Origin of the sequence: Paraburkholderia sp. RL17-347-BIC-D (assembly GCF_046027915.1) — a bacterium.
Taxonomy (GTDB): domain Bacteria; phylum Pseudomonadota; class Gammaproteobacteria; order Burkholderiales; family Burkholderiaceae; genus Paraburkholderia.
The window spans coordinates 233,355-260,111 of the sequence record NZ_JARESS010000001.1 but is presented as its reverse complement, the minus strand read 5'-3'; the positions used below and the strand labels follow the sequence as shown (position 1 = coordinate 260,111).

The following is a 26,757-nucleotide window of genomic DNA, read 5'->3' as shown; positions in this document are numbered from 1 at the left end:
TCAGCGGCCCTCCGTGCATGGCGTCAAAGCGTCCACGGGGCACCTCCGGCATCGTGATCGTCACGACCGTCGCCCTGTCCCGCCGCTGCAACCAGTTCACCGAGCGCGGCCAGATCGCGCTCCGCGTGGCTCTGCCGCAGGAACACCGGCAGATCCGCCAGCGCACGCGCGAAGCGCGCGTTGCGGCACAACGGGCCGGCACCGAGGGTACGCGTCGCGTGATTCATCACGGCGGTCGCGGCGTCTTCGACCACGAGGCGCGCGCGCATCGTCTCGCGTTGCGAGTCAGTCGACGGATTGGCGTCGATGCGCGCGGCGGTCTCGCGCAATACCGCGGCCGCCGCGGCCAATGCCACCTCGACCGCGCCGAGATGGGCAAGCCGATGTGGATCCGCGCGCTGCGTGGACGCGTCGCGCAGCATCCGGCCGATCTGCGCGGCGGCCCCATACCAGCACGCGGCGATACCGGCGCCGCCGTGCCAGAAGCCTGGACGCCGCACATAGGAATGCGCGCCGCCCACCAGCGTCGCCGAAGCCTGGTCGAAGGTCACGTCAGCGCTTGCCGTGGCCTGCATGCCGACCGCTTGCCACTTCGACGTGTCGATCGAGATGGATGGCTGATCCATCGCGACAGCCGCCAGCACCGGCTCATCGTCCAGCCATGCGCTAATCACCGCATGCGTGACGACACCCGCGCCCGAGCACCATGCTTTTGTGCCTACAAGATGAAGGCCTTCGCCATCGCTTCGGATTCCTACTTTGGTCGCTTGCACACGCGCATCGGGCGGCTCGGCGGCCCAGACACCCCACCGGCTTCCCAGAGGCGGCGTGGGCCCATGCAATTCGGCGAGGATCGCAAGTGCATCCGTGTGGCCTTCGAACAGCTTGACGAGTCCGAGATCGCACGCGGCGACTGCTGCGAGGGCGCGCCAGCGCGCGAGCGTCTCGCCGTGACCCGGCAAGGGCACAAAAGGCGCGCGGTCATACCCGTGTTCGACCAATGCGCGCAACACGTCGCCGAGCGCGGCGGGGTCATTGGGATCGAAGCGCGTGTCACGCAGAAAATTTTCAAGCGACCCGGCAGGTTGCGCACCCTTCCGAGCCCTGCTCGCCGCTGTATGGGAATCGCGAGACGCGGTCATGCCGGAACTTTGCGGCGGCCGCGCGTTGACGCCGGCCGCACGATCACGCGTATCGAGCATCGTGCCTCCCTGAAGCTGTTCGATCGAGTGCCGGCGGACTCTCAAGGGCCGCCGCGCACAAAAGACGCTCAGCAAGCGGCGTGCCGCAGGCGCTGAAATGCCTGGACACGTGACACCTTTCTTCGGGAATCAGGAATGCTGATGCAAGCCAGCCATCACACCGCTCTCGTATGAAGGAAGCGCGCGTTGCTCCAACGGCTAGCCGGGGTCGCGCCCGCTGCGCCGCGCTTCCACCTCGGCCAGCAAGGCATCGAACAGCTCGAGTTCCACCGGCTTCACGAGATGCGCATGAAACCCGGCGTCACGGGTGCGCTCGCGATCGCTCGAGTGGCCGAAGCCGGTCATGGCGGCGTACAGGGTGTGGGCGAGTTCGGGCATCGCGCGCAGCGCCGCGATGGTCGCGTAGCCGTCCATCTTCGGCATGGCAAGGTCGATCACAGCGAGGTGGGGCGCAAAGCGCGGCGCGACCTGGACCGCCTGCTCGCCCTCGTAGGCGATGCGCACCTCGTGGCCTTTGAGTTCGAGCAGCATCGCCAGACTGTCGGCCGAATCGCAATTGTCATCGACCAGCAGAATGCGCAGTGGCGCGACTTGGGTGTTCGCCGCGTTCGCCTCATCGCCCGTCGCTTCGGACGGCGCGGCGGCCAGCGGCAGACTCAGCGTAAAGGTACTGCCGCAACCCACCCCTTCGCTGCTCGCGATAATGCTGCCGCCGTGCATCTCGACGAGCGACTTGCACAGCGTGAGGCCGATGCCGAGACCACCCTCGCCGGCATTCTGCCCTTCCTTCTCCTGAGCGAACAGCTCGAAGATCTTGTCGAGCGAGCGCACAGGAATGCCGCAACCGGCATCGCGCACTTCGAGCACGGCCATGTGGTAATCGATACGCGCCACGACGTCGATGGTGCTGCTCACCGGCGAGAACTTTGCCGCGTTGTGCAAAAGGTTTTGCAACACCTGCACGAGACGCGTCATGTCGCCGCGCACGATCACCGGCTCGTCCGGCATATGCTGCACGACCCGCTGCTCGTGCGCATCGGTGAACGGCCGGGCTGCCTCGATCGCGCGCGCCATCACCTCGGCCAGATCCACACGGCCGAGGCGCAACTCGACCTTGTTCGACATGATCCGGCCGACGTCGAGCAGATCGTCGACCAACCGCGTGAGGTGCGTGACCTGGCGATCGATCAGGTCGCGCGAACGCGCCAGCGTGGGACTGACACCGGTTTCGAGTTGCATCACGCCAATCGCATTGCGGACCGGCGCAAGCGGATTGCGCAATTCATGAGCGAGGGTCGCGAGAAACTGCCGCATGCGTTCGCCGGAACGCTCCAGTTCCTCGCGCTGACGCCGCTCGGTCAGATCGCGCGTAACCTTGGCGAAGCCGCGCAGCCGGTTCGACTCGTCATGCATCGCGGTGATCACGACGTTGGCCCAGAAGGTCGTGCCGTCCTTGCGCACGCGCCAGCCTTCGTCCTCGACGTGTCCGATCTGCCGGGCGATTGCCAGTTCGCGCGCGGGCTTGCCTGCCGCCGCTTCCTCAGGCGCGTAGAAAACCGAGAAATGCTGGCCGACGATTTCCTCGCGCGAATAGCCTTTGATGCGCGCAGCGCCGGCATTCCAGCTCACCACGTGGCCTTGCGGATCGAGCATGAAGATCGCATAGTCCTTGACGCAGTCGACCAGCAAGCGGAACCGCTCCTCGCTTTGCCGCAGCGCTTCCAGATACTCGCGTTGCGCGGTCAGATCGCGCGTGATCTTGGCGAAGCCGGTGAGAATGCCCGCGTCGTTGCGGATCGACGTAATCACGACGTTCGACCAGAAGGTCGTGCCGTCCTTGCGGACCCGCCAGCCTTCGTCCTCGAAGCGGCCGGTCAGCGACGCCTGTTGCAGTTCGTAGGCGGGCCAGCCGCGCGCCACCGCTTCATCGGGATAGAAACACGAAAAGTGCCGGCCGATGATCTCGTCCGTGTAGCCCGTCAGCTTCTGTGCCCCGGCATTCCAGCTAACGATCCGCCCGGTCGCGTCGAGCAGGAAGATCGCATAGTCTTCGATCGCCTGCACCAGCGTCCAGTAGTCGACGTCGGCAATCGCACTCGGGCGGGCCGCGGTCGGGGCCTTGGCAGGCTTGCCGTTTTCGCCGGCGGAGGGAACATCAAGCTGTTTCATGGTGGTCCGGAATAAAGGCTACGTCCAAAAGCATACACCGCCAGTCACCGTCCGCTTCGCTTATGGTTTTACCTGAGGCCCACGCGAAAAGTCCGGCGCCGTCTTCCGCGCCGACAAAAGCGCGAGGGCAATCGCCGGGCCCCGCAATTGCTACTCGCTGATCGCACACTCATCAGAACCAGGAGCCGCAATTGAAACAAGCATTCACCACCCTCGCTCTCGCCGCAGCGCTGGCACTCACCCACAGTGCCGCGCAAGCCGAAGGCTGTACGAAAGGCGCGGTCGTGGGCGGCGTCGCCGGCCACGTTGCGGGTGACCACGGCGTAGCGGGCGCGGCCGCCGGCTGCGCGGTCGGCCATCACGAGGCCAAGAAGAAGGACAAGGAAGCCAGCGCGGCCGCCGCCGCGAGTCAACCCGCCGGGAAATAAGCGGCATGTAGAAAAGAGCCGGTAGCGACCTGTGAAGCACTACCGGCTCAATCAATCAGGAACTCGTTATCTCCGCAACATAGTCATCCGGCAGCGCTGACCTTTTCCGCCAGCTTCGCGTCGTAACTGGAGTGTACGTGCACGCGCTTTTTGTCCGGATAGGCATACGAATATGCACGGCGCAGCGCCAGCGAGGCCTCATGAAAACCCGACAGAATCAGCTTCTGCTTGTTCGGATAGTTGGCGATGTCGCCAACCGCGAAGATGCCGGGCCGCGAGCTCTCGTAGTTCGACGTATCGACATCGACGCGCCCGCCATGAATCGACAATCCCCATTGCGCGATCGGCCCGAGGTCGGCAACGAGTCCGTACAGCGCGACGAGATGCTCGGCCGCGAGTTGTGTCTCGCCCTCGATATGCCGCAACGTGATCGACTTCAATGCATCGCCTTCGACATTGAGCCCCGCAATCGCGCCGACGATAAAGTCCATCTCGCCCGCTTCGACCGCGCGCCGCATCAACTCGACACTCGAATCGGCCGCGCTGAAACCACTGCGCCGATGCACCAGCGTCACCCGGCGCGCGACCTTGCGCAGCGCCAGTGCCCAGTCGAGTGCGGAATCGCCGCCGCCCGCCACGACCACGGTCTTGTCGGCGAAGTCGGCAAGACGCTGCACGCTGTAGTGCACATGGCGCGACTCTAGCGGCACGGCCTCGGCTAGCGCCAGCTTTTGCGGCACGAACGCGCCGTTGCCGGCGGCCAGCAGGATCGCCGCGACATCGAACACGAGGCCGCGATCGGTACGTACGGTCCAGCGCCCGTCGCCGCCCTGCTCGACCGACTCGACCCGTTGTTCGAGATGAATGGACGGATCGAACGGCTTGCATTGGGCCAGCAGGCGCTCCACCAGTTCACGCGCGGTGCACGACGGAATGGCGGGAATATCGTAGATCGGCTTGTCCGGATAGAGCTCGATGCATTGGCCGCCGACCTTGTCGAGCCCGTCGACGATCTGGCAGGACAGGCCGATCACGCCCGCCTCGAAAGCGGCGAAAAGCCCCACGGGGCCGGCGCCGACGATCAGGACGTCGGTGCGGATGGGCGGCGGTTGTTGGTCTGTGGCGGAAGTCATGCGCGATCTCTTCGGATGGGTGGATGGAGGGATAACCCACCATACCGAATCGCCCGATGCGCGGCAACGATGCCATTACCATCGGTAAGGACGCTCGGCGGGCCGCATGCGTTCGCCGTTACCGAGTCGAAGTGGTTACCTGAAAATAGCCAAAATCGGTCATTTTCCAAAGCCAGTCATGCGTCTAATCTTCACTCATCGCATCACGGAATGCGTTCAGCCCAACTCAGGAGTGAATCATGCAACAACGTCTCGACTTCTACAAAGCCAACCCTGCCGCGATCAAGGCCATGATCGGCGTTGAAGAACGCATCGGCAAATCGGCCCTCGAAAAATCGCTGACCGAACTGGTTCGTCTGCGCGCCTCGCAGATCAACGGCTGCGCGTACTGCGTCGACATGCACACCACCGACGCCCGCAAGGGTGGCGAAACCGACCGCCGTCTGGCGACCGTCGTGGTCTGGCGCGAAACGCCGTTCTTCACGGACCGCGAACGCGCCGCGCTCGAATGGACCGAAGCGCTGACGCTGGTGTCGCAAGACCATGTGCCCGACGCGATCTGGGAAGCGGTGCGCCCGCACTTCGGCGATGAGGAACTGGTCGATCTGACGCTGCTGATCTCCGCGATCAATGCATGGAACCGCTTCGCGATTTCGTTCCGCAAGCTGCCTGCCTGAGTGTCACGCGCTCGAAGGCGGTTCAGTTCACTTTAGAAAACCGCCTCGCGCTGCGCCGCATCGCTCGCGACTTTGAAGGCCGCGGTCAAGTCACTCAATTGCCGCGCCTGATCCGCGAGCGAGTTCGCGGTCGCCGCGCTTTCCTCGACCAGCGCCGCATTGTGTTGCGTGACCTCGTCCATCTGCGTGACGGCGAGGCTCACCTGTTTGATGCCCTCGCTCTGCTCTTTCGACGCCGCCGCGATCTCGCCCACGATACGCGCCACGCGCCCGATCGCGGCTTCGATTTCCTGCATCGTATCGCCCGCTTCGTTGACGAGCCCCGCGCCGCTCTCGACGCGCGAGGTCGACTCCGCGATCAGCGCGCCGATCTCCTTCGCGGCCGCCGCCGAACGCTGGGCGAGACTGCGCACCTCGCCCGCCACCACCGCGAAACCGCGCCCTTCCTCGCCGGCGCGCGCCGCTTCGACGGCCGCGTTCAGCGCGAGGATATTGGTCTGAAACGCAATGCCTTCGATCGCGGTAATGATGCCGGTCATTTTCGACGAACCCGCGTGAATCACGCGCATCGTCTCGACCATGCTGCCGACCGACGTGCGCCCGCGCGCGGCCATCTCCGAGGCACGCAACGCCAGTTCGCTCGCGTGATGCGCGTTCTCCGCGTTCAACTGCACGGTGGACGTGAGCTGCTCCATCGCCGCCGCGGTTTCTTCGAGCGATGCCGCCTGTTCCTCGGTGCGTTGCGACAGATCGAGATTGCCGGCGGCGATCTGCTGCGTCGACGACGCGATCGAATGCGAACCGGCCCGCACGGTGGTGACGGTGGCGCCGAGTTTGTCCTGCATCGAGGCGACGCCGCGCAAGAGCGTCGCCATTTCGTCGTTCGAACGAATCGGCACGTGGGTCGTCAATTCGCCGGCGGCGATCGCGTCGAATTGGCGCAACGCGTCGTTCAGCGGCGCCATGATCGCGCGGCGCAACGTGCGCCAACTAATGAACGCGACCGTCAGCCCCAGCAGAATGCTGCCGATGCACGCGTATAGCAGCGTATGAAAAAGCGTGGCCGAGCGTTCGCTCGCGTCGCTCGCCTGCTGGTTCAGATAGTCCTCCAGCGCGCCTTGGCTCGTGTTCATGGCCGTGTACAGACCGATCAGACGGTTCGCACGGCTTTCGTCCATCCAGCTCGCGTCGCCCGTGCGGATCGCCTCGATCAGTTTGTCGATGGCGTCGCGGCGCACGGCGGTGCGCTTCGAGTCGAGGTCGTCGGTGAGGCGCTGCAGTTCGGGCGTCTTCGGCAGATCGCGAAAGCTGGTCCACCACTTGTCCGAATCGCCGAGCAGCATGCGCGCACGCTCGAGCTGCGGATTCAGTTGCGGCGAGTGCGGATTGCTCATCGCCCAATCGAGTCCGAAGCGCGCCCGCGACATGGCGGTGCCCGATTTGCCGAGCGCGACGACCGAGGCGAAATGGATCGTGTAGGCGTCGCGCTGTGCCTCGTTGCTTTCGTTCATGCCGAGAATGCCGAGCACGCCGGTGGCGATCAGCAGCACGCCGAGAAACGCGATGGTGATCGCGATCCGTAGATTGATGGTGAGGTTCTTGGTCATCGTGGTTTTTATCGCTCTGGCTGGTTTGGCGCTCTGGCTTATGACGTGCGGCCCCCGCGCACGTGAACGATTAAACGTTCCTTATATGGAACAATGAACCGTATATGGAAAGTATAACGATTCACTCCCTGGCGAAAGAATAAAATTTGGCGGGCGCGGTAAACGCGCAACAGGCCGGGGGCGCGCCTTTTCCGCCAATGGGCGGCGGCGCCCGGCTTGAATAGATTCGATTGACGAACTGCCAAACAACGGCACGTCGCAGTGGATTATTCTGGGATCCTATCTATATGGCACACATCGGATGGATCCTCTATGCCGATGCGCAAGCCGTCGTAGTCAAGTCAACTCGCGGCGCAGATCCCGGCGCCGCACGCCCTGGCCACTATTCCCCGATCCACGACCCGCGCAGATCGCTGTCGTGCAGCAATTGCAGCAGCGTGCCCGCCGGCCGGCTAAGCCGCTTCGCCGCCAGCGCAATGAATTCCACCGACGGCAGCACCGGCAGACTCGCCATGTTCAGCGGCGCCGCAAGGCCGCGCGCCGCCAGATACTGCGGCCGAACCGTAATGCCGAGCCCGCCGCGCGCGGCCGCGATGCAACCGGCGTGGCTGCTGCTCGTGCACACCAACTGCCAGCTGAAGCCCGCCTCGGCGAGCGCGTCGAGCACGACGGCCCGCGTCACGCTCGGCTCGGCGACCAGAATCAGCGGCAACGGCTGGCTCAGATCGACCAGCGTGCCGGCACGCGCCAGCCACTCCAGCCGTCCGGTGAAAAGCGGCACGCCGCGCCGGTCGCCAAGCCGCCGCTTGCCGACCAGCAGATCGATCGCGCCGGCGTCGAGCAACTCATACAGCTTGCCGGTCATGCCGATGGTGATTTCGAGCTCGACATCCGGATGCGCGTCGCGAAACGCCGCCAGCACGGTGGGTAATGGGCCGAGCGCGACATCGTCCGAGGAACCGAGCCGCACGCGGCCTTTCAGACGCGGCGCGCGAAACTGCGATTCGGCCCGCGCGAGCGCCTGCAAAATCACGCTGGCGTGCGCGAGCATGGCTTCGCCGTCCGGCGTCATGGCAAGTGAATGGGTGTCGCGCACGAAGAGGCGCCGGCCCACGCTCTCCTCGAGCCGACGGATGTGTTCGCTGACGCTCGATTGCGTCAGGTCGAGCCGCCGCCCCGCCTCGGTGAAGCTGTGGCAGGCCGCGACGGTCGAAAAAGTCTTGAGCCAGATGGGATTGAGCATGGGGCATTGTCGCGCTGCTTATCGGCAAAGTCGATAACAGTCAGCGTCCCTAGTGGGGTTCCCGATTGACGAGGATGTCAATATGATGACGGAATTGCCCCCACTGAATGCTTAGAGCCGGAGCGGCCGCCCGCCAGTGCCGCCGCTCCGCCGCTCCGTTAAAGATGACCAAGGATTCTTCCCAGACCGCTCTGCTCTGGATCGTCGCTGCCGGCTTTTTCATGCAGTCGCTCGACACGACGATCGTCAACACCGCGCTACCGTCGATTGCGAACAGCCTGCACGTCGCGCCGCTCGCCATGCAGCCGATCGTGGTCGCCTACACGCTGACCATGGCGATGCTCACGCCCGCCTCCGGCTGGCTCGCCGACCGCTTCGGCACGCGGCGCGTCTACTTCGCCGCCATTCTCGTGTTCGTGCTCGGCTCGATCTGCTGCGCGAGCGCCCATACGCTCGGCCAACTGGTGATGGCGCGCGTGCTGCAAGGTCTGGGCGGCTCGATGCTGCTGCCGATCGGACGGCTCGCCGTCCTGCGCAGCGTCACGGGAGAACAGTACGTGGCGGCGCTCGCGTTCATTTCGGTTGCCGGACAGTTGGGGCCGATCGCCGGGCCGACGCTCGGCGGCTGGTTCGTTCAGGCGATCACGTGGCACTGGATTTTCCTGATCAACGTGCCGATCGGCGCCGTGGGACTGTACGCGGTGCAGCGCTTCTTGCCATCGCATGGCGAAGCAAAGGCGCCGCCGTTCGACTTCGTCGGTTGCGGGCTGCTCTCGCTGTGCATGATCGCGTTCTCGCTCGCCGTCGACGCGCCGGTGCCCACGCATCGCGTGGCATGGTCAGTGGCGCTGTTCGCGCTCGCCGCCGTGAGCGCGCTCGCCTACATTCCGCATGCAAGACGCCGCGTCAATCCGCTTTTCAAGCTGTCGCTCTTTCGCGAGCCGAACTTCAGCGTCGGCCTGATCGGCAACCTGGTGTGCCGCATCGGTTCGAGCGCCGTGCCGTTTCTCGTGCCCTTGCTGCTGCAATTGCAACTGGGCTACTCGCCACTGCATTCGGGCCTGATGATGCTGCCCGCGGCATTGGCCGGCACTGTCGCCAAACGCTGGATCGCGCCGCTCGTGCGCCGCTATGGCTATGACACGTTTCTGCTCGTCAACACGATCATCGTCGGTTCGTCGATCGTTGCGTTCGCACTGATTACGCGCGGCACACCGCTCGTGGTCGAGATCGCGATTCTGGCCGTGTTCGGCGCGGCCAACTCCATGCAGTTCGCGGCGATGAACAGCGTCACGCTCAAAGGCCTCTCGCATGAAGATGCCGGCAGCGGCAACAGCCTCTTTTCGATGGTGCAGATGCTCGCCATCGGGCTGGGTGTATCGATCGGCGGCGGGTTGGTGAATCTCTTCTCGGCGCAAGTGGGATCGGCCGCGCTCGGCTTTCGCCTCGCCTTCGTGTGCGTCGGCGTGATCACGCTGGTGTCGGCGTGGGTGTTTCGCCACCTCGACGAAGCGCCTGCCTCGCGCGCGGTGCACGGGCAAGCGACACAGACCGCCGGCCGCTAATCCCGGCTTTGCCTTGCTTCAGTCGGGCAAGCGAATGCCGGAAAATCCCGCGCACGCCTCGATCAAACGCTCCTGAACGGCAACGTCGCGCACCGCCGGGTGCGTCTCGCACGGCTTCATGTGATAGAAGTACGCACCGCTGACGGTGGCCGCCGGTTCGTCGCTGGCGGCAAGCCATACCTGGGTTTTCGGAGCGGCCCGCAGATCGTCCGGTGCGCCCGGACCACCCATTTTCGTCGCCACCCAGCCCGGCTCCAGCGCGTTCGATAACACCTGAGGCCAACGTCGCGCGATCGCGAACGCCAGCAATGCATCGTGCAGTTTCGAGTCCGAGTACGCCGCCGTGCCCCGCCAGGGGCGCTGCTCCCAGGCCAGATCGGCGAGGCTCGCGTCACCGCTGCGATGCAGGCCCGAACTCAGATAGACGAGCCGCTTCGGCTTCTCGATCAAGGCGGTCAAAACGTACGGCGCGAGCGTATTGACCGCGAACACGTGCGGCAAGCCGTCGACCGTGGCAATTCTGCGCGGCTCCTGATAGCCGACCGCCGCGTTGTGGATCACCGCGTCGAAGCGGCCTAGCCGGTTGACCTGCTCCGCGAGCGCGGCCGTAGCCGCGATGCTCGACAGGTCGCCGGCCAGCGCGGCTTCCGCTTGCGGCACGGCGTGCAACGCTTCGTCGGCACGCGCGGCGCTGCGCGCATGCAGCACCACCTGATGGCCGGCATCGACGAGCAGACGCGCGGCCATCTGACCGAGACCATCGGCGGAACCGGTAATAAAAATACGCGACATGGGGCGTTCTCCGTTATTCAGTTCAAATATGCCCGATGCATGACGAGAATCGCATGTCTTGGTGCTTCGAGCGAACGTCAGCAGATTAACGTCCGCCGCGTGATTGACGCGATAGCCTGGCTGTCATTGCACTCATGACATGACATCATTCGCCGCCTTGCCTGGCGGCGTTTTCCCGGCGGCGGCACGTGATTTCAAACGGACTTTCGCGTTAGCATGTCACGCATTAATGAATAACAAAGGACTATCACATGCCATTTGACGAGCGCGTGCTGAACGGCATGGGCGTCTTGACGGCGATTGTCGATTGCGGCAGTTTTGCGGCGGCAGGCGTTGCGCTCGACATGTCGCAATCCGGGGTGAGCCGTTCGGTCGCGCGGCTCGAAGCGCGTCTCGGCATCCGGCTCTTTGACCGCACCACGCGCTCGGTTACGCTGACCGACGAAGGCCGGCGCTTCTATGAACAGATCGTGCCGCTGCTGGGTGGACTCGAAGAAGCCGCGGCTTGCGCCGCAGAGGGCGCGAGCGCCGTACGCGGACGTTTGCGCGTGAACATGGATCCGTTCTTTTCGCGCCTCGTGCTGGGGCCGCGGCTGGGCGGCTTTATCGACAAGCATCCCGATCTGCAGCTCGAACTGATCACCCGCGACCAGATGGGCGATCTTGTCGCCGACGGTTTCGATCTCGCGATCCGTTTCGGCGATCCGCCGGTGTCGACGCTGATCGCTCGCAAGCTGCTGGACACGCGGATTCTCACCGTGGCCGCGCCGCCGTATCTGAAGAAGCATGGACACCCGGTGAATCCGGCCGAGCTCGAAAACGGCAAGCACGTCTGCATCAAGTTTCGCGATCCGCTCACGGGCTACCCGTTCAGTTGGGAATTTCATCGCGGCCGCAAGAAGATGGCGATCACGCCGCACGGCCGTTTAACCGTGAACGACGTGGGCACCTTGCATAGCGTCTGCACGGCGGGCCAGGGCGTCGCGCAGATTCTCTCGCTCGGCGCCGAGTCGTTGATGGCGAGCGGAAAACTCGTCGAGCTATTTCCCGATTGGGGCGACGAGGTTTATCCGCTGTATGCGCTCTATCCTTCGCGGCATCATCCGCCGGCGAAGGTGCGGGCGTTTTACGATTTCATCGTGTCGCTCACGGGCGCCGCGCCGCGCGAACCGGCGGCTTGAGTCCGCGGTCCGCGGTCCGCGACGTCAGCGCGCCGGCGAAAGGCGCTGCGCTGTGTCAGGAAATCGTGTAACGGTTTTGCGGGCCGCCGAGGTACAGGCCGCGCGCGAGCGTGAGGATCTGCTCGCGATGCCGGTCGAACGCGGCGAGCACCGCCGGTTCGTCGGAGCCCACGCTCGGGCTCAGATTCGAAATCACCGAACGGTTGACGGTAAAGGCGATTTCGCGCGCATTGTCGTAGCCCCAGAAATTGACGCAGTGGTGAGACGCGTCGTAGCTGCGGCTGGGATTCGGGAAGTTGAGGGACATTTCGTACTCCCGGGATATAGGGTTCTCCTTCCACGGTGCGCTGAATGGGGGAACGGGTCAAGGGGTTTTTGCAGGCGGGCGGAGCGGGCTCGCCGTTCCCGGGTCACGGCGGGGTTTTTGAGTCCGGATCAGTCAATGATGTGCGAGAGACCGGATCAATACGCGAATCAAGAGCCCAGGTCTGCCGCTTGCTGCAAAGCTCGTGTCATCCAACCAGGAGAGCACCATGAGCCAGACCAAAGAACCCGCCAAGGGCAAGCCGGACGACATCGAACATCCGCAGCCCGCCACGCATAGCGACAACGAAAAGAGCAAGCTGCCTGAACGCGACGATGAAGGACGCGATCAGTCACCCGCGGACCGTCCGGGCAAGAAACCCGGCGAGGGCGAGCCGTCGGTCGGTTGAAATATTAGAAGCCCATCCAGGAGCGGCTTTGCTGCATTTTCGCGGCGAAGCCGCATAAATTTTTCCCTTCCAACGACTTTCATAAGCCAAACATTTCTTCCTAATTTTTACCGATTATTTTTTCTGCATGATGGACTATTTTTCTGCTTGCAGCGACGTGTGCGCCAAGCGGACCAGCTGCCGCCCCTCAACAGATAACAAAGGCGACGCTCATGTCCATCTCCTCGACTCTCACCCACCGTCCCAAGGTCTCCATCTGTCTGCCGACCTGCGATCGTCCCGATCTGATCGCAACGTGCATCGATTCGTGCCTCGCGCAGAGCTACGACGATCTGGAGATCGTGATCGGCGACGACTCGAAGGACGCGCGCACCGAGCAGTTGATCGCGGCCCGTTATGCGCGGGAGCCGCGCGTGCGCTATGCGAAGAATCAGCCGCCGCTCGGCCAGGCGCGCAATGTCGCGAGGCTGTTCCAACGCGCGAGCGGCGACAAGATCCTGCTGATCCACGACGACGACCTGCTCACCACGGACGGCGTCGAAAAGCTCGTGTCGCTATGGACGCTTCACCCGCAACTCGATGCGGCATTCGGCGACCAGTACGAAGCCGATCACAGCGGCGCCATCGACTTCGAAGCGAGCGCGAACCTGAACTCCGCGTTTCGGCGTACGAAAGATGCCGAAGGCCTGCAATCTCTGCCGGGCAGAACCGGCCTGATCCAGATGTTTCCAAACAACGGCTGGATGGCCAACGCCGCACTCGTGAAACGGATCGGCTACAAGGAAGAATACGGCGTGTGCTGCGACTTCGTGTTCGGCACCGAACTCTGTCTCGCCGCGCGCGAGGTGTTCTATCTGCACGACTATGTCTCGGTGTATCGAAAGACGGCCAGCTCGATCTCGCATAGCACGCGCGGCACGGCGGTCGCCGCAACGGTCAGCGCGTATGCGTTCGTCAAGGCGTTGAGGCTGCCGGCGCAGCTCGAGCCGTCGCGCACGCTGGCGTTGCGCCGTCTCGCGCCGATCGTGGTGTCGGTTCATGCGAAGAATCGTCAGGCGCTCACCGGCTTCAAGGTCGCCCTCGCCCATCTGTACGCGTACAACTATGGCCTGAGGGCGCGGCTTTACTACCATCTTCTGTTGCTTGCGCGTGGTGCATTGAGCGCGCGTCAGCAGCCCGTCGCGGCGGCGGTTGCAGCGGTAGCGGCCGCGCCTGTCGTTGCCGCGGATCCGGCCGCCGTGGTGAAGGAACTCGTCTCGGAACTGGTAAGCGATCATTCGGAACAAGTCTGACGTGGCAACGCCGGCGCTGAACGCCGGCAAGCCTTCGCGCAATAAACGTGTTTTCTGCTAAGCATCCTCTGGTAAGCAAACGCGGATTTGTTGCTTGGTCCGGCGCGGTGCGCTGATTACGATAAGGACGTCCCTTCACCAGCCCTGAGGTGATACACCATGTCCGACAGTGCCTGTTTCAAGCCGCGTGTGATCGAACCGGTCGTCGTCAACCAGCCTGAAGGATTGGGTCTCGCGGTGGAGTTATGGCTCGCGCAACCCGTCGATGGAATCGCGGGGCGAGCGCTGCAGATTCATTTACGCAGCGACGCGAAAATGGCGCAAGCCGAGACGCTGCGCGATCTGCTGCACGCATTGGGCACGGAGATCGTCGTGGCGTGAGCATGCGCCCTGCCCTCGATGCACAGTCGGTCCGCATCGCCGGGGCCCATAAAAAACGGCGGCCGGGATTGCCCCGGACCGCCGTTTTCAAGCAGCGCCTAACTGCGCTTCTCGACGAGCCTCAAGACTCAAGGCTCGAGACGCAAATACCCTTCTTTCGACGGATCGCGCATCCGCAGCGCCACGAGGCCGGCAATCGCGCACAGCGCGGTGACGTACCAGTAGAACATCGACTCGTTGCCGACCGACTTCAGCCACAGCGCCACATACTCGGCCGAGCCGCCGAAGATCGCATTCGCCACCGCGTACGAGAGCCCCACGCCGAGCGCGCGCACTTCAGGCGGGAACATTTCCGCCTTGATCAGACCACTGATCGACGTGTAGAAACTGACGATCGCAAGCGCCACCACCACCAGACCGAAGGCCGCATACGGGCTCGTCACGTCCTTCAGCGCGTGCAGGAGCGGCACCGTGCCGATGGTCGCGAAGAAGCCGAAGAACAGCATGGAACGACGGCGGCCGATGCGGTCCGACAACGCGCCGAACGCCGGCTGTATCACCATGTAGACGAACAGCGCGGCGGTCATCACGTTGCTGGCCGTCTTCGCATGCATGCCGGCCGTGTTGACCAGGTACTTCTGCATGTAGGTGGTGAACGTGTAGAAAATCAGCGAGCCGCCGGCCGTGAAACCGAGCACCGTCATGAACGCGCCTTTGTGCAGCCACAGCCCGCGCAGCGTGCCGGCTTCCTTGCGTTGACGCGTTTCGGCGGTGGTGGTTTCGTCGAGCGATTTACGCAGATACAGCGCGACCAATGCCGCGACCGCACCGATGGCGAACGGCACGCGCCAGCCCCATGCCTTCAGCTCTTCGGTGGAAAGCGTTTGTTGCAGCACCACCAGCACCAGCAACGCGCACAACTGGCCGCCGATCAGCGTGACGTACTGGAACGACGCGAAGAAACCGCGCCGGCCCTTGAGCGCGACCTCACTCATATAGGTCGCGCTGGTGCCGTACTCGCCGCCCACCGATAAGCCCTGGAACAACCGCGCGACCAGCAGCAGCGCCGGCGCCAGCGCGCCGATCTGTGCGTACGTGGGCAGCAAGGCGATCACGAGGGAACCGCCGCACATCATGAACACCGACACCATCATGGCCGTGCGGCGGCCGTGCTTGTCGGCGAGGCGGCCGAAGAACCAGCCGCCGATCGGGCGCATCAGGAAGCCGGCGGCGAACACGCCCGCCGTATTGAGCAGCTGCGTGGTGGTATTGCCGCTGGGGAAGAACGCCGGCGCGAAGTACAGCGCGCAGAACGAATACACGTAAAAGTCGAACCACTCGACGAGATTGCCCGATGAAGCGCCAACGATCGCGAAGATGCGGCGCCGTGTGTCGTGAGCCGAGGCCACAGTTTGGTCGGTTAGGTCGGTCATGCTGTTCTCTTTCCTTGTCTTTGAACGGAGGTAGCGGTCGTGGCGCCGCCTTCATCACCCGCGAACCGACATGCCGCAGAGGCAGTCGGCGCGTGCGTGCGCGAATTTTACAGAATCGCAAGGAGAAGATGGGGGTTTGTTAGGGGGCGCCAGACGGGGGGCATGTCGATGTTGCGGCGCGGCAGCGCTGATGTCTTGTCCTGATTGCGACTGCGCGGCCAAGAAAAAAGCCAGCTCGAAAGCTGGCTTTTTTGTCATTGTATCGATCGCGTTGCGTCGCAACCCGCCGATCACACTCTCACCGCGGGCGGTACATAGCGGCACTCATAACGCTTGCGGACCGTGCCATTCTCATCGACGCTTTCCAGATACACGTCGAACTGCCATAGCCGCGCCATGTGCTTGAGCACTTCTTCGCTATCGCCCGACAGATGCCGGTTGTCGCTCATGAAGTGCCGCAGCGTCAAACTCCGGTCGCCGCGCGTGTTCACCGCCCACACCTGAATATTCGGCTCGCGGTGATGCATGTCGTACTGGCGCGACAACGCCTGACGCACGTACTGATAGCCGCTGTCGTCATGAATCGCCGAGACTTCGAGCGCGTCGCGCATGTCGTCGTCGAGCACGGAGAAGAGGCGCATCTCACGGATCAGATGCGGCGACAGATACTGCGCGACGAAACTCTCGTCCTTGAAGTTACGCATCGCATAGTGCATGGCCGGCAGCCACGGACTGCCCGCCAGTTCCGGGAACCACTTGCGGTCTTCGTCCGTTGGCGCCTCGCAGATGCGGCGAATGTCGCTCATCATCGAAAAACCGAGCGCGTACGGATTGATGCCGCTGTAGTACGGTTTCGTCACCGGCGGCTGGTAGACCACATTGCTGTGCGAATGGAGAAACTCCATCATGAAGCCGTCTTCCAGCTTGCCCTGGTTGTACATGGTGTTGAGCAAGGTGTAATGCCAGAACGTTGCCCAACCCTCGTTCATCACCTGGGTCTGCCGTTGCGGATAAAAATACTGGCCGACCTTGCGCACGATGCGGATCACTTCCCGCTCCCACGGCTCCAGCAAAGGCGCATTCTTCTCCGCGAAATACAGCAGGTTTTCCTGCGGCTCCGGTGGATAGCGCTCCTCGATTTCCTCCGGCAACGGCGTATGCCGGGTCGGCAAGGTGCGCCACAGTTCATTGACCTGCGACTGCAGATACGCTTCGCGTTCGCGGCGCGCCGCAAACTCCTTTTCCAGCGACAACTTCTGCGGGCGCTTGTAACGGTCCACGCCGTAGTTCATCAACGCGTGGCACGAATCGAGCAATTCCTCGACCCGGTCGAGCCCGAAACGCTCCTCGCACTCCGCGATGTAATTCTTCGCGTAGACCAGGTAGTCGATGATCGCGTGCGCATCCGTCCACAGCCGGAACAGATAGTTGCCCTTGAAGAACGAGTTGTGCCCATAGGCCGCGTGGGCGATGACGAGCGCCTGCATCGTCATCGTGTTCTCTTCCATCAGATACGCGATGCAGGGATTCGAATTGATGACGATCTCGTACGCCAGCCCCATCTGCCCGCGACGGTAGCTTTTTTCGGTGGAGAGAAAGTGTTTGCCGAACGACCAATGACGGTAGTTCACCGGCATGCCGACGGACGCGTACGCATCCATCATCTGTTCGGCGCTGATGAGTTCGAGCTGGATCGGATACACGTCGAGTTCATATTGCTCTGCAACACGGGCAATATGCGAGTCATACTCTTCGATCAATTCGAAGGTCCAGTCGGACGGGCACGGCAGAGGCCGTCTATCGGCTACGTTCATACGGACTTCCCTTTGCCCCTCAGTGGGCGTTCCGGTGTGTCCCCGTGCTGCAGCGGTGTCGACTGCTCCGGCTGCGGCGGCTCCCGTATCGTCCGCCTTCGCCTCGGCATGCCCCGACTGTTGCTGCTGCGGCACGCCTTTCCCGCGCTCCGGCTGGTAGCCGCGCGCTTCGTTGTGCAGGTGTTTTGTCATGAAGACGCCACCTGCTTCTCAAACAGCTCGCGAAATACCGGATAGATGTCGGCCGCGGTTTCGACCTTCTTCATCGCCATGTGCGGCTGGCTCAAAGCCAACTGCGCATATTCGAGCCACAGATTCTGCTCTTCCGGCGTCACCTGAATATACGCAAAATAGCGCACCTTCTCCAGAATGTCATCCGAGAGTATCTTGCGGCACTTCGGCGAGTCGTCGGTCCAGTTGTCGCCGTCCGACGCCTGAGCGCCGTAAATATTCCATTCAGTTGGCGAATAGCGCTCGTCCATTACCTTCTGCATCAGCTCCAGCGCGCTCGACACCACCGTGCCGCCGCTTTCGGTCGAGTGGAAGAACGTGTCTTCGTCGACCTCTTCAGCACGCGTATGGTGGCGGATGAACACCACTTCGATCTTCTCGTAGTTACGCTTGAGGAACAGATACAGCAGGATGAAGAAGCGCTTGGCGAGGTCCTTGCGCTGCTCGTCCATGGAGCCGGACACATCCATCAGACAGAACATGACCGCCTGGCTGGAAGGCGTGGGCTGCTTCACGCGATTCACGTAGCGCAGATCGAACGGATCGATGAACGGAATCCGCCAGATGCGCCCGCGCAAATGGTGAATCTCTTCTTCGAGCACTTTGATCTCTTCGCGACGATCGTCGGGATCGGCTTTCATCGTTTCCAGTTGCCGTTCCATCTCGTGCAACTGGTTGACGAGCGGCGCACCGAGCGCGATGCGGCGGCCGAGCGCGCTGCGCAACGAACGGACCACGTCGATGTTGTTCGGCGTGCCTTCCGCAGCCCAGCCCGCGCGGATGCTTTTCCACGTGGGCACGGCCATCAGATGGGTTTTGACGAGACGCGGCAGCTCGAGATCGTCGAAGAAATACTGCATGAATTCTTCGCGGCTCAGCTCGAACACGAAGTCGTCCTGGCCCTCGCCTTCGTTGCTGGCCTGGTTGCCCCCGCCTCCACCACCGCCGCCTTGCGGGCGCTGGATCTTGTCGCCACGGATGTAGTCGGAATTGCCCGGATGCACCATTTCCCGCTTGCCGCCGGGTCCATGCCGGAACGACGGTTCCGCAATGTCCTTGCGCGGGATGGTGATGCTCTGGGTGTTCTGAATGTCCTTGATGCTGCGATCGCGCACGGCTTCCGAAACGGCGCGACGAATATAGTTCTTAACGCGACGCAAAAAACGTTCGCGATTCGCAATGCTTTTGTTCTTGCCTGCTAACCTGCGGTCGATGATTTGATGAAGCACGCCCGGTCTCCCGTATCGATGGGCGTTCGCGCTTTAGCGCTTACGCCCATCCCATGCACCGCATGTCGATCAGAGTTGGCGCTTTAGCACTTACCCAGACCCCATGCAGCGGCACTAATTTCCGGTGCGCGAGACGCTTGCTGCTTAAGCCCACGCTATGTCCATGCAGCTTGCGCCTCGCAGGGTGCCCGCGCGGTCGGACCGCGCGGGCGGCACGCAATGCGCATCATGACGACTTGCGCACGCGCAGATACCAGTCACACAGCAAGCGCACCTGCTTCGGCGTATAGCCCTTCGTCACCATGCGATTGACGAAGTCTTCGTGCTTGCGTTGTTCCTCCGCCGAGCCCTTGGCGTTGAACGAGATCACCGGCAACAGCTCTTCCGTGTTCGAGAACATCTTCTTTTCGATCACGACGCGCAGCTTCTCGTAGCTGACCCAGGCGGGGTTCTTTCCGCCGTTGGCAGCACGCGCACGCAGCACGAAGTTCACGATCTCGTTGCGGAAGTCCTTCGGGTTGCTGATGCCCGCGGGTTTCTCGATCTTCTCCAGTTCGGCGTTCAGCGCCGCGCGATCGAAACTCTCGCCGGTGTCATGATCGCGGAACTCCTGATCCTGAATCCAGAAGTCCGCGTACGTCACATAGCGATCGAAGATGTTCTGACCGTACTCGGAATACGACTCCAGATACGCGGTCTGAATTTCCTTGCCGATGAACTCCGCATAGCGCGAGGCGAGCACGTCCTTGATGAACGACAGATACTTCTGCTCGGTTTCCGGTGGGAACTGCTCGCGTTCGATCTGCTGTTCGAGCACGTACATCAGGTGCACCGGATTGGCCGCGACCTCGGTCGAGTCGAAGTTGAATACGCGCGACATGATCTTGAACGCGAAGCGGGTCGACACGCCGGTCATCCCTTCATCCACGCCCGCGAAATCGCGGTACTCCTGATACGACTTGGCCTTCGGATCGGTGTCCTTGAGATTTTCGCCGTCGTACACCTGCATCTTCGAGAACAGGCTCGAATTCTCCGGCTCCTGCAAACGCGTGAGCACCGACATCTGCGCCATCATCTTCAGCGTGCCCGGCGCGCACACCGCATTCGCCAGCGACGAATTACGCAGCAGCTTCTCGTAGATCTTGACCTCTTCACCGTAGCGCAGGCAGTACGGCACCTTCACCACGAAGATCCGGTCGAGCAGTGCTTCATTGTTGCGGTTGTTGCGGAACGCCTTCCATTCGGACTCGTTCGAGTGAGCCAGAATCACGCCGTCGAACGGGATCGCACCGAAGCCTTCCGTGCCCTTGAAGTTGCCTTCCTGGGTCGCAGTCAGGAGCGGGTGCAGGACCTTGATCGGCGCCTTGAACATTTCGACGAACTCGAGCAGGCCCTGATTCGCGAGACACAAGCCACCGGAGTAGCTGTATGCGTCCGCGTCGTCCTGTGCATACTGTTCGAGTTTGCGGATGTCGACCTTACCGACCAGCGACGAAATGTCCTGATTGTTTTCGTCGCCCGGCTCGGTTTTGGCTATACCGATCTGGCGAAGGATCGACGGATAGCGGCGCACCACGCGGAACTTGCGGATGTCACCGTTGAATTCGTGCAGGCGCTTGACCGCCCACGGGCTCAGAATGCTTTTCAGGTAGCGGCGTGGAATGCCGTATTGTTCTTCGAGAATCGGGCCGTCTTCCTCGTAATCGAACAGACCCAGGGGCGACTCGTTCACGGGCGAGCCCTTGATCGAGTAGAACGGCACGCGTTCCATAAGCTGCTTCAGACGTTCCGCAATCGACGATTTACCGCCGCCGACCGGGCCCAACAGATACAGAATCTGCTTCTTTTCTTCGAGCCCCTGGGCCGAGTGCCGGAAGTAGGCGACCACCTGCTCGATCACCTCCTCCATTCCGTAGAACTCACGGAATGCGGGGTATACCTTGATGACCTTGTTCGCGAAGATGCGCGACATGCGCGGATCGTTACGAGTGTCGATCTGTTCCGGCTCCCCGATCGCCGTCAACATGCGTTCGCCAGCCGTGGCGTACGCGGCGGGATTGTCTTTGCAGAGCGCGAGATACTCCTCGAGCGAGAGCTCATCTTCTCGCGTTTTCTCGAAGCGGGTCGCGAAACTGCTGTAGATATCCATGCTACCTCCTCGCCGAAGTCTAGACCGATGTCGTGCGCGGCGCGCTATTCGGAAACGACATCGCTCGAATTCATCCTAAACCCTTTTAAATTTTTTTTCACGAACTACGTTGCGAAAATCGCGCCGCATTCGCCTCCCAACATTCCTCACTTGGAAACAAAGTTTCGACCACCTACAATCTTGCACTCATATCGCAGCGATTGCAGTCATACGTCCCTGCCTTTTGCGCTGCCGCCTTGACGCCTCATCAGCACTCTACTGCAGTGCTGCTCAGTGTTCCTCTCTTACTGTCCTGCAATACTCTCTTGCGTAAGCCGTTACGTTCATCGAACGATCCCACTGCTGTACCGGACGGCATGTCTGCACACGCACACTTTGTTGCTGAAAAGCGCGGATGTCTGCCGGCTTTCTGTGTCCGTTACCTTTTTCCTCAACGCGCGACACAAGCGTTCGGTCTACACCGACACATGCCTGTTACATGTTCATGCGCGATTCACGCGCGGTTTCACACATAAGCAAAGTCCGTGCAGCTTCATGCGGTTCGTCAAGCCACGAACGTTTTTGTTCCGTCATTGGCAAGCGAGTCATGCATCGTCGTGAGCGACACGCAGGCATTAACCGCGTCGTGAGCATGGTTAGCCGCATGTATAACTGAATGACGACAACGCCATGCATCGCTCAATAGGTGTATACGGCAAAGCCGCCGGTACAGATGCGAGCAATGTAAAACGGCCACCCGCAGGCAGCCGTTTGAATGAAGCTTCGTAATACGCTGTTACAAGCGCGCGGCCTCTCAGGTCAGTTCAATCTCCACTTCCCCAAGGCCGTCGATGTGTCCGCGCACGATGCCCGCTTTATCCAGCCTGTGTGCGCCGACGTACGAACCGGTGGTGATAGTCCACTCGGGTTCGATGGTGATACCCATGGCGGCGCAATGGTTGACGAACCAGACCAGCAGTTCGCGCGGGTCGCCGGCCGGATTGCCGGTGGCTTCCGGCAGCAGCGAGGCGCCGTCGAAGCTCAGTTCCAGTTCGGGTGAAACGAAATCGAAGCCGCGCGCGAGACCCGCATAAGCGACCGGATGGCCCGTGATCAACGCGCCGTTGTTCTGCGCATCGGCCAGTTGCGCGAGCGGCGCGACATTCGGCCACTCGGCGAAGCGGCTATCGACGATCTCGATGGCCGGCAATACGACGCCGACCTTCGAGAGCACTTCGTCGCGCGCATAGGCCCGGCCGCGCGGTTCGATCGCCTCGGCGAAGCGAAAGGCGATTTCCAGCTCGACCAGCACGCGGAAGAAACCGTCATGCGCGACGCGCGCCGGCGAGCGCAGCACCAGCGAGGCCGGAATCGGCGCGCCCGCGGCGGCGCCGCCGGGCGCTTTGGCACCGATCTTCCAGGCGCCCGTCGAGTCGCCGAGACCTGCGATGACCGCCTGCTGGATCGCATACGCGGTCGCCGCATCGGGCGGCAGGCTGTCGGGTGCGGGCGCATCGATCGGGCGATGATGCCGGCGTGCTTCGACGAGGCGGTTCGCGAGGTCGTATGGCGTCATGTCGGTCCTTTGTGGCTGGCGCATTGAGCGGTTGGTTGTGGCGTGCTGGTGGGTGGTGGCCGTGCTTTGGGGCATGCGTTGCTGCGATCGAAGGCGGCGGAACCACGCTCGTGGGCTAACGGGCCGCGTCGGCGATTGCCGCACCATGGCGGATAGCGTCCCCCAAGGGGAGTTGCTTCGGTGCGTCCGTCAATGTACCGGATCACGACGCTTGCCAGGGGACCGACTGCGGTCGCAAACGTTACTTAATGCGCACACCATAAAAAAAGACCGCGAATGCGTGCGCAATCGAGGTCTTTTTGAAGCGAGGCCGTCATCTTCTCGCGGCGCCTACCCATCTAATGGGATTGGCTGCGGCGCCGGGAATGAATGTTGCAACTGACTTCCGCTCAGAACGTTTCCCAATCCTGATCGCTGCCGGCGCTAGCGGTCGCTATCGCTTTAGCAGGCGCGCGTGCCGCTGCGGCAACGGGCTGTGCCGTCGCGGCCGGCGCCTTCGTCGCGGCTGCGGCTTGCGCGGCGGGTTGCGCAGCACGAGCGTGCGCGACCTTGCGTGCGACCACCGTACGCGGCGGCGTAGCCGCGCGCTTCGGCGGCGCGCTCACGGGCGCCTTGTAACCGCCTTCTTCGAGTTGGAACACGGCTACCGCGGTACGCAGTTTGCCGGCCTGGTCTTCGAGCGACGACGCTGCCGCCGCCGCTTCTTCGACCAGTGCGGCGTTTTGCTGCGTGACTTCGTCCATCTGCGTAACAGCGCGCGCAACCTGATCGATACCGCTGCTCTGCTCTTCCGACGCCGCGGCGATTTCGCCCATGATGTCGGTCACGCGCTGCACCGCGCCGATGATCTCGGTCATGGTGCGGCCGGCTTCGTCGACCAGCGCCGAGCCCGACTGCACGCGCTCCACCGAGGTGTCGATCAGTTCCTTGATTTCCTTCGCCGCCGCCGACGAGCGCTGCGCGAGGCTGCGCACTTCACCGGCCACGACCGCGAAACCGCGCCCTTCTTCGCCGGCTCGCGCCGCTTCCACGGCCGCGTTCAAGGCGAGGATGTTGGTCTGGAACGCAATCCCTTCGATGATCGAAATAATGTCGGCGATCTTGGCCGAGCTTTGATTGATGTCGCCCATCGTGCCGACCACCTGGCCGACCACCGCGCTGCCCTTATTGGCGATCTCCGACGCATTGGCCGCCAGCGAACTCGCCTGGCGGGCATTGTCGGCGTTCTGCTTGACCGTGCCGGTCAGCTCTTCCATGCTCGACGCGGTTTCCTGCAGCGCGGAAGCCTGCTCTTCGGTGCGCGAGGACAGGTCGATATTGCCGGCCGCGATCTGGCGCGTAGCCGTCGCAATCGATTCGCTGCCGCTGCGCACGGTACGCACCGTTTCGGTGAGACTGTGCTGCATTTTGGCGATGCCTTCGAGCAACTGCCCCATTTCGTCGCGCGATGTCACGACGACCGGGCGGCGTAAATCGCCGGCCGAGATCGCGTCGAAATGTTCGAGGGCGGCATCGAGCGGCCGGGCGATGGCGCGGCTAAGCGTCAGGTACGAAATCGCCGCAGCCAGCACGCCGATCAGCAAGGCGCCCACGCTGACCATCCGGAACACATCGAAGCTGCCTTGCGCGGCGTCGTAACCCTCTTTCGCCGAGGTGAACTGGTATTTGCGCAGCGCGTCGTCGGCATTGGCGAGGTCGTTGTAGGCCACTTGCAGACGCTTGGCGCCCTCGACCAGCTTGGGCGGTTCGTTCGCGACGACGATCGCCGCAAAGGTGTCCATCTGCTGATGCAGCGCGTCGCGTTTGGCGACGACGTCCTGCGCGAGGCGGTCTTCATCCGGGTCGCGCGGCAGGTCCATGTACTGTTTCCACCACGTGTCGGAGGTGGCGCGCATGCCGCGCGCGCGCTCGAGCGTCGGTGTCGCTTCCGGCGTGCCGATCATGAACGCCGCGCGGTCGAGCGCCAGCCGCTCACGCGCCGCGAACAGCTCGGCGTTGCCGATATTGACCGCGCTCGGCATGGCGTTGGTGAAGGTGTCCTTATAGGCGTCGTTCGAACGGCTCATGCCGAACAAACCGAAGACGCCGATGGCGACGAGCAGCGCGGCGAGAAAAGCCATCGTGAGGCCTATCCGCGCCTTGATCGTAATGCCTTTGTTCAACATGCTTGTTCCTGTGCTTTACAAAATGAGAGGCTGCGTACGCAGCGCGGTTTGGCGTGTGGCGTCTGCGTAATGGCGCTTTTTCGATACGTCGCTCTAATAGTCCTGTTTACGGCCTGCTGACCGCGTACTTGAAGGATTTATATGGTATGAGGAAAGGCGCTGTAAGCAACCGGAATAAATTACAAGATGCTGACAGACGGCGGATTTACGCACCGGTGATGCGGACCGGGCGTGCCGGTGCCTGGAGATGGAAGTGAGAGACCGCACGACATTGCGACCGCTGGGAATGTGCTGACGGTGTCGCGCCACAGGTATTGAATACCGCGACGACAGCGAGCGCGCCGCACGGCTGAATCCGATCGGCCTGCGTTCTTGCTGCGACGAGGGCAAGCGTTGCAGAACAACGCTATTGAGCGTTAGGACGTCCGCGCGATTGCAGCGCCTCGCTCGACAACGCCTGCCAGATCTGAAGAAATGTTCAACGCCGCTGCGGGCGAGAATCGAAGGCTACGTGTTACGCCAAGCAAATCGCCCGATGACGCGCGCGGCCGCGCCGCTAGCCACAAATGCGCGTATGTATCAGCGCATCGAATCCAATCACGCCGCCAGATCGCGCTTGGCCGCGCCGGCCCATGTGGCGGTCGACTCGCGCACGATCAGCCGCGGCGACACCACGCGCCGGCGCCCCGGCGCGCGCGGCGTGCCCGACGACGTGCCGGCAATCCGTTCGATCAGCGTCTGCGCAGCCATATCGCCGAGCGCGCGCACTGATTGCCCGACGGTCGAGAGGGCCGGATAGGTGAAACGCCCCAGCTCGATATCGTCGAAACCGATGATCGAGCAGTCGCGCGGCACGCTGATATTGCGTTCCGCGGCGGCGCGCAATGCGCCGATGCCCATCATGTCGTTGCCGGCAAAAATCGCCGACGGTTTGACCGTGTCGAACAGTTGCGCGGCCGCACGGTGGCCGCCGGTGCCCGAAAAATCGCTTTCCACGATCGCATCGGGCGGAATCTCGATGCCGCGCTCCGTCATCGCGCGGATAAAGCCGTGCACGCGCATCGCGCTGACCGCCGTGTGAACCGGCCCGGTGATGCAGCCGATCCGCACGTGCCCCAGTTCGAGCAGATGCCGGGTCGCGAGATATGCGCCCTTCTCGTGATCGATCTGCACCAGATCCGCGTTCAGCCCTTCGATATTGCGATCCAGAATGACCAGCGGCTCGTGCGAGTCAGCGAGCGTTTGCGCGAGCACGGCGTCGTCGCCAGCGGAAGCGACGATCAGGCCGTCGATCCGCTTTTCCTGCAGCACGCGCAGATAGTTACGCTGCTTGGCCGGATCGTCGTCGGAATTGCAGAAAAACACGCAGTAGCCGTTACGCGAGCAACCGTCCTCGATGCCGCGCGCCAGTTCCGCGAAATACGGGTTCGTGGTGTTGGGCACGACCAGCCCGATCGTCGCGGTCGCCCGTGCCTTCAGTGAGCGGGCCACCGCCGACGGAACATAGTGGAGCTGACGGATCGCGTGTTCGACCTTCGCGCGCACGTCCGCCGACACCGGCCGCGAGTTGTTCACCACGTGCGATACCGTCGTGAACGACACGCCTGCCACAGCCGCTACATCCTTGATCGTCGCCATAACCTGTTGCTCTCCCGCCAGTTTTACCCGCCGGCCGCGCCATCTGGCGACCCACCGGACGTCTTCATCGAAGACAGACCAAACCCATGAATTCTTACGCTTTACCGCTCATGACGCCGCAACCGCCCTGGTTGCGTTACTCTGCCGGCTTGCGGTGCCG

Annotated in this window: 21 protein-coding genes; 7 read left to right on the top strand and 14 right to left on the bottom strand. The window is 62.8% G+C overall.

Annotated features, from left to right (window positions below; translation table 11 throughout):
• Nucleotides 1-23: 23 nt before the first annotated feature.
• A complete protein-coding gene (locus tag P0D96_RS01240) occupies nucleotides 24-1,202 on the bottom strand; it encodes an acyl-CoA dehydrogenase family protein (protein WP_408310938.1) in 1,179 nt (392 codons plus the stop codon).
• 198 nt (nucleotides 1,203-1,400) lie between these two features.
• Nucleotides 1,401-3,371, bottom strand: coding sequence for a PAS domain-containing hybrid sensor histidine kinase/response regulator (locus P0D96_RS01235; protein WP_408290004.1), 1,971 nt, complete (start codon nucleotides 3,369-3,371; stop codon nucleotides 1,401-1,403).
• A gap of 191 nt (nucleotides 3,372-3,562) precedes the next feature.
• Between P0D96_RS01235 and P0D96_RS01230 the strand changes: the two genes are divergently transcribed.
• Nucleotides 3,563-3,799, top strand: coding sequence for a hypothetical protein (locus P0D96_RS01230; RefSeq protein ID WP_408180742.1), 237 nt, complete (start codon nucleotides 3,563-3,565; stop codon nucleotides 3,797-3,799).
• An 83-nt stretch (nucleotides 3,800-3,882) separates the two neighbouring features.
• Here P0D96_RS01230 and P0D96_RS01225 read toward each other — a convergent pair whose 3' ends face one another.
• Entirely contained in the window at nucleotides 3,883-4,932 is a 1,050-nt protein-coding gene (locus P0D96_RS01225) for an NAD(P)/FAD-dependent oxidoreductase (protein WP_408180743.1), read from the bottom strand.
• Nucleotides 4,933-5,171: 239 nt separating this feature from the next.
• Here P0D96_RS01225 and P0D96_RS01220 point away from each other — a divergent pair, with 239 nt between their 5' ends.
• Complete coding sequence (locus P0D96_RS01220) at nucleotides 5,172-5,609, top strand: carboxymuconolactone decarboxylase family protein (protein WP_408180744.1); 438 nt, start codon at nucleotides 5,172-5,174, stop codon at nucleotides 5,607-5,609.
• Nucleotides 5,610-5,641: 32 nt separating this feature from the next.
• Here P0D96_RS01220 and P0D96_RS01215 read toward each other — a convergent pair whose 3' ends face one another.
• Nucleotides 5,642-7,216 (bottom strand): methyl-accepting chemotaxis protein, encoded by a 1,575-nt coding sequence (locus P0D96_RS01215; RefSeq protein WP_408310933.1) that lies wholly within the window; start codon nucleotides 7,214-7,216, stop codon nucleotides 5,642-5,644.
• Between the two features lie 382 nt (nucleotides 7,217-7,598).
• Nucleotides 7,599-8,459, bottom strand: a complete 861-nt coding sequence (locus P0D96_RS01210) for a LysR family transcriptional regulator (RefSeq protein WP_132374250.1) — start codon at nucleotides 8,457-8,459, stop codon at nucleotides 7,599-7,601.
• Between the two features lie 164 nt (nucleotides 8,460-8,623).
• Between P0D96_RS01210 and P0D96_RS01205 the strand changes: the two genes are divergently transcribed.
• Nucleotides 8,624-10,024, top strand: a complete 1,401-nt coding sequence (locus P0D96_RS01205) for a DHA2 family efflux MFS transporter permease subunit (RefSeq protein ID WP_408310929.1) — start codon at nucleotides 8,624-8,626, stop codon at nucleotides 10,022-10,024.
• An 18-nt stretch (nucleotides 10,025-10,042) separates the two neighbouring features.
• Here the strand turns inward: P0D96_RS01205 and P0D96_RS01200 are convergent, their stop codons facing one another.
• Nucleotides 10,043-10,816, bottom strand: coding sequence for an SDR family NAD(P)-dependent oxidoreductase (locus P0D96_RS01200; RefSeq protein ID WP_408310927.1), 774 nt, complete (start codon nucleotides 10,814-10,816; stop codon nucleotides 10,043-10,045).
• A 251-nt stretch (nucleotides 10,817-11,067) separates the two neighbouring features.
• Here P0D96_RS01200 and P0D96_RS01195 point away from each other — a divergent pair, with 251 nt between their 5' ends.
• Nucleotides 11,068-11,997 carry a LysR family transcriptional regulator gene (locus tag P0D96_RS01195; RefSeq protein WP_408310924.1) on the top strand — a complete coding sequence of 310 codons (930 nt, stop codon included), beginning with the start codon at nucleotides 11,068-11,070 and terminating at the stop codon, nucleotides 11,995-11,997.
• Between the two features lie 55 nt (nucleotides 11,998-12,052).
• On the opposite strand, the gene P0D96_RS01190 is transcribed toward P0D96_RS01195, so the two are convergent.
• The gene (locus P0D96_RS01190) at nucleotides 12,053-12,304 is read right to left on the bottom strand and encodes a DUF1488 family protein (protein WP_132374246.1); all 252 of its coding nucleotides are present in this window, start codon (nucleotides 12,302-12,304) and stop codon (nucleotides 12,053-12,055) included.
• Between the two features lie 226 nt (nucleotides 12,305-12,530).
• Here P0D96_RS01190 and P0D96_RS01185 point away from each other — a divergent pair, with 226 nt between their 5' ends.
• The 3 genes from P0D96_RS01185 (at nucleotide 12,531) to P0D96_RS01175 (ending at nucleotide 14,383) form a co-directional block, all read left to right on the top strand.
• Nucleotides 12,531-12,710, top strand: coding sequence for a hypothetical protein (locus P0D96_RS01185; protein ID WP_408180749.1), 180 nt, complete (start codon nucleotides 12,531-12,533; stop codon nucleotides 12,708-12,710).
• Between the two features lie 212 nt (nucleotides 12,711-12,922).
• Nucleotides 12,923-14,002, top strand: coding sequence for a glycosyltransferase family 2 protein (locus P0D96_RS01180; protein WP_408180750.1), 1,080 nt, complete (start codon nucleotides 12,923-12,925; stop codon nucleotides 14,000-14,002).
• 159 nt (nucleotides 14,003-14,161) lie between these two features.
• Nucleotides 14,162-14,383 (top strand): hypothetical protein, encoded by a 222-nt coding sequence (locus tag P0D96_RS01175; protein ID WP_012433250.1) that lies wholly within the window; start codon nucleotides 14,162-14,164, stop codon nucleotides 14,381-14,383.
• 128 nt (nucleotides 14,384-14,511) lie between these two features.
• On the opposite strand, the gene P0D96_RS01170 is transcribed toward P0D96_RS01175, so the two are convergent.
• The 7 genes from P0D96_RS01170 to P0D96_RS01140 all read right to left on the bottom strand — a co-directional run bounded on the left by P0D96_RS01170 (nucleotide 14,512) and on the right by P0D96_RS01140 (nucleotide 26,597).
• Entirely contained in the window at nucleotides 14,512-15,816 is a 1,305-nt protein-coding gene (locus P0D96_RS01170; protein WP_132374243.1) for an MFS family transporter, read from the bottom strand.
• 290 nt (nucleotides 15,817-16,106) lie between these two features.
• On the bottom strand, nucleotides 16,107-17,822 hold the full coding sequence (locus P0D96_RS01165) for a SpoVR family protein (RefSeq protein WP_207915627.1): 1,716 nt from the start codon (nucleotides 17,820-17,822) through the stop codon (nucleotides 16,107-16,109).
• On the bottom strand, nucleotides 17,819-19,090 hold the full coding sequence (locus P0D96_RS01160) for a YeaH/YhbH family protein (protein ID WP_132374242.1): 1,272 nt from the start codon (nucleotides 19,088-19,090) through the stop codon (nucleotides 17,819-17,821). The genes P0D96_RS01165 and P0D96_RS01160 overlap by 4 nt, the downstream gene beginning before the upstream one ends.
• 226 nt (nucleotides 19,091-19,316) lie before the next feature.
• A complete protein-coding gene (locus P0D96_RS01155; RefSeq protein ID WP_132374241.1) occupies nucleotides 19,317-21,239 on the bottom strand; it encodes a PrkA family serine protein kinase in 1,923 nt (640 codons plus the stop codon).
• 793 nt (nucleotides 21,240-22,032) lie between these two features.
• Nucleotides 22,033-22,794 carry a hydratase gene (locus P0D96_RS01150; RefSeq protein ID WP_408310918.1) on the bottom strand — a complete coding sequence of 254 codons (762 nt, stop codon included), beginning with the start codon at nucleotides 22,792-22,794 and terminating at the stop codon, nucleotides 22,033-22,035.
• Between the two features lie 389 nt (nucleotides 22,795-23,183).
• Nucleotides 23,184-24,959, bottom strand: coding sequence for a methyl-accepting chemotaxis protein (locus P0D96_RS01145; protein WP_408310915.1), 1,776 nt, complete (start codon nucleotides 24,957-24,959; stop codon nucleotides 23,184-23,186).
• 597 nt (nucleotides 24,960-25,556) lie between these two features.
• The gene (locus tag P0D96_RS01140; protein ID WP_408310912.1) at nucleotides 25,557-26,597 is read right to left on the bottom strand and encodes a LacI family DNA-binding transcriptional regulator; all 1,041 of its coding nucleotides are present in this window, start codon (nucleotides 26,595-26,597) and stop codon (nucleotides 25,557-25,559) included.
• Nucleotides 26,598-26,757 lie beyond the last annotated feature (160 nt).

What these genes read in the sequence shown, in the direction of transcription:
- P0D96_RS01240 (WP_408310938.1), bottom strand. Translation starts at nt 1,202, where the DNA reads ATGCTCGATACGCGTGATCGTGCGGCCGGCGTCAACGCGCGGCCGCCG.
- P0D96_RS01235 (WP_408290004.1), bottom strand. Translation starts at nt 3,371, where the DNA reads ATGAAACAGCTTGATGTTCCCTCCGCCGGCGAAAACGGCAAGCCTGCC.
- P0D96_RS01225 (WP_408180743.1), bottom strand. Translation starts at nt 4,932, where the DNA reads ATGACTTCCGCCACAGACCAACAACCGCCGCCCATCCGCACCGACGTC.
- P0D96_RS01220 (WP_408180744.1), top strand. Translation starts at nt 5,172, where the DNA reads ATGCAACAACGTCTCGACTTCTACAAAGCCAACCCTGCCGCGATCAAG.
- P0D96_RS01215 (WP_408310933.1), bottom strand. Translation starts at nt 7,216, where the DNA reads ATGACCAAGAACCTCACCATCAATCTACGGATCGCGATCACCATCGCG.
- P0D96_RS01210 (WP_132374250.1), bottom strand. Translation starts at nt 8,459, where the DNA reads ATGCTCAATCCCATCTGGCTCAAGACTTTTTCGACCGTCGCGGCCTGC.
- P0D96_RS01205 (WP_408310929.1), top strand. Translation starts at nt 8,624, where the DNA reads ATGACCAAGGATTCTTCCCAGACCGCTCTGCTCTGGATCGTCGCTGCC.
- P0D96_RS01200 (WP_408310927.1), bottom strand. Translation starts at nt 10,816, where the DNA reads ATGTCGCGTATTTTTATTACCGGTTCCGCCGATGGTCTCGGTCAGATG.
- P0D96_RS01195 (WP_408310924.1), top strand. Translation starts at nt 11,068, where the DNA reads ATGCCATTTGACGAGCGCGTGCTGAACGGCATGGGCGTCTTGACGGCG.
- P0D96_RS01190 (WP_132374246.1), bottom strand. Translation starts at nt 12,304, where the DNA reads ATGTCCCTCAACTTCCCGAATCCCAGCCGCAGCTACGACGCGTCTCAC.
- P0D96_RS01185 (WP_408180749.1), top strand. Translation starts at nt 12,531, where the DNA reads ATGAGCCAGACCAAAGAACCCGCCAAGGGCAAGCCGGACGACATCGAA.
- P0D96_RS01180 (WP_408180750.1), top strand. Translation starts at nt 12,923, where the DNA reads ATGTCCATCTCCTCGACTCTCACCCACCGTCCCAAGGTCTCCATCTGT.
- P0D96_RS01175 (WP_012433250.1), top strand. Translation starts at nt 14,162, where the DNA reads ATGTCCGACAGTGCCTGTTTCAAGCCGCGTGTGATCGAACCGGTCGTC.
- P0D96_RS01170 (WP_132374243.1), bottom strand. Translation starts at nt 15,816, where the DNA reads ATGACCGACCTAACCGACCAAACTGTGGCCTCGGCTCACGACACACGG.
- P0D96_RS01165 (WP_207915627.1), bottom strand. Translation starts at nt 17,822, where the DNA reads ATGACAAAACACCTGCACAACGAAGCGCGCGGCTACCAGCCGGAGCGC.
- P0D96_RS01155 (WP_132374241.1), bottom strand. Translation starts at nt 21,239, where the DNA reads ATGGATATCTACAGCAGTTTCGCGACCCGCTTCGAGAAAACGCGAGAA.
- P0D96_RS01150 (WP_408310918.1), bottom strand. Translation starts at nt 22,794, where the DNA reads ATGACGCCATACGACCTCGCGAACCGCCTCGTCGAAGCACGCCGGCAT.
- P0D96_RS01145 (WP_408310915.1), bottom strand. Translation starts at nt 24,959, where the DNA reads ATGTTGAACAAAGGCATTACGATCAAGGCGCGGATAGGCCTCACGATG.
- P0D96_RS01140 (WP_408310912.1), bottom strand. Translation starts at nt 26,597, where the DNA reads ATGGCGACGATCAAGGATGTAGCGGCTGTGGCAGGCGTGTCGTTCACG.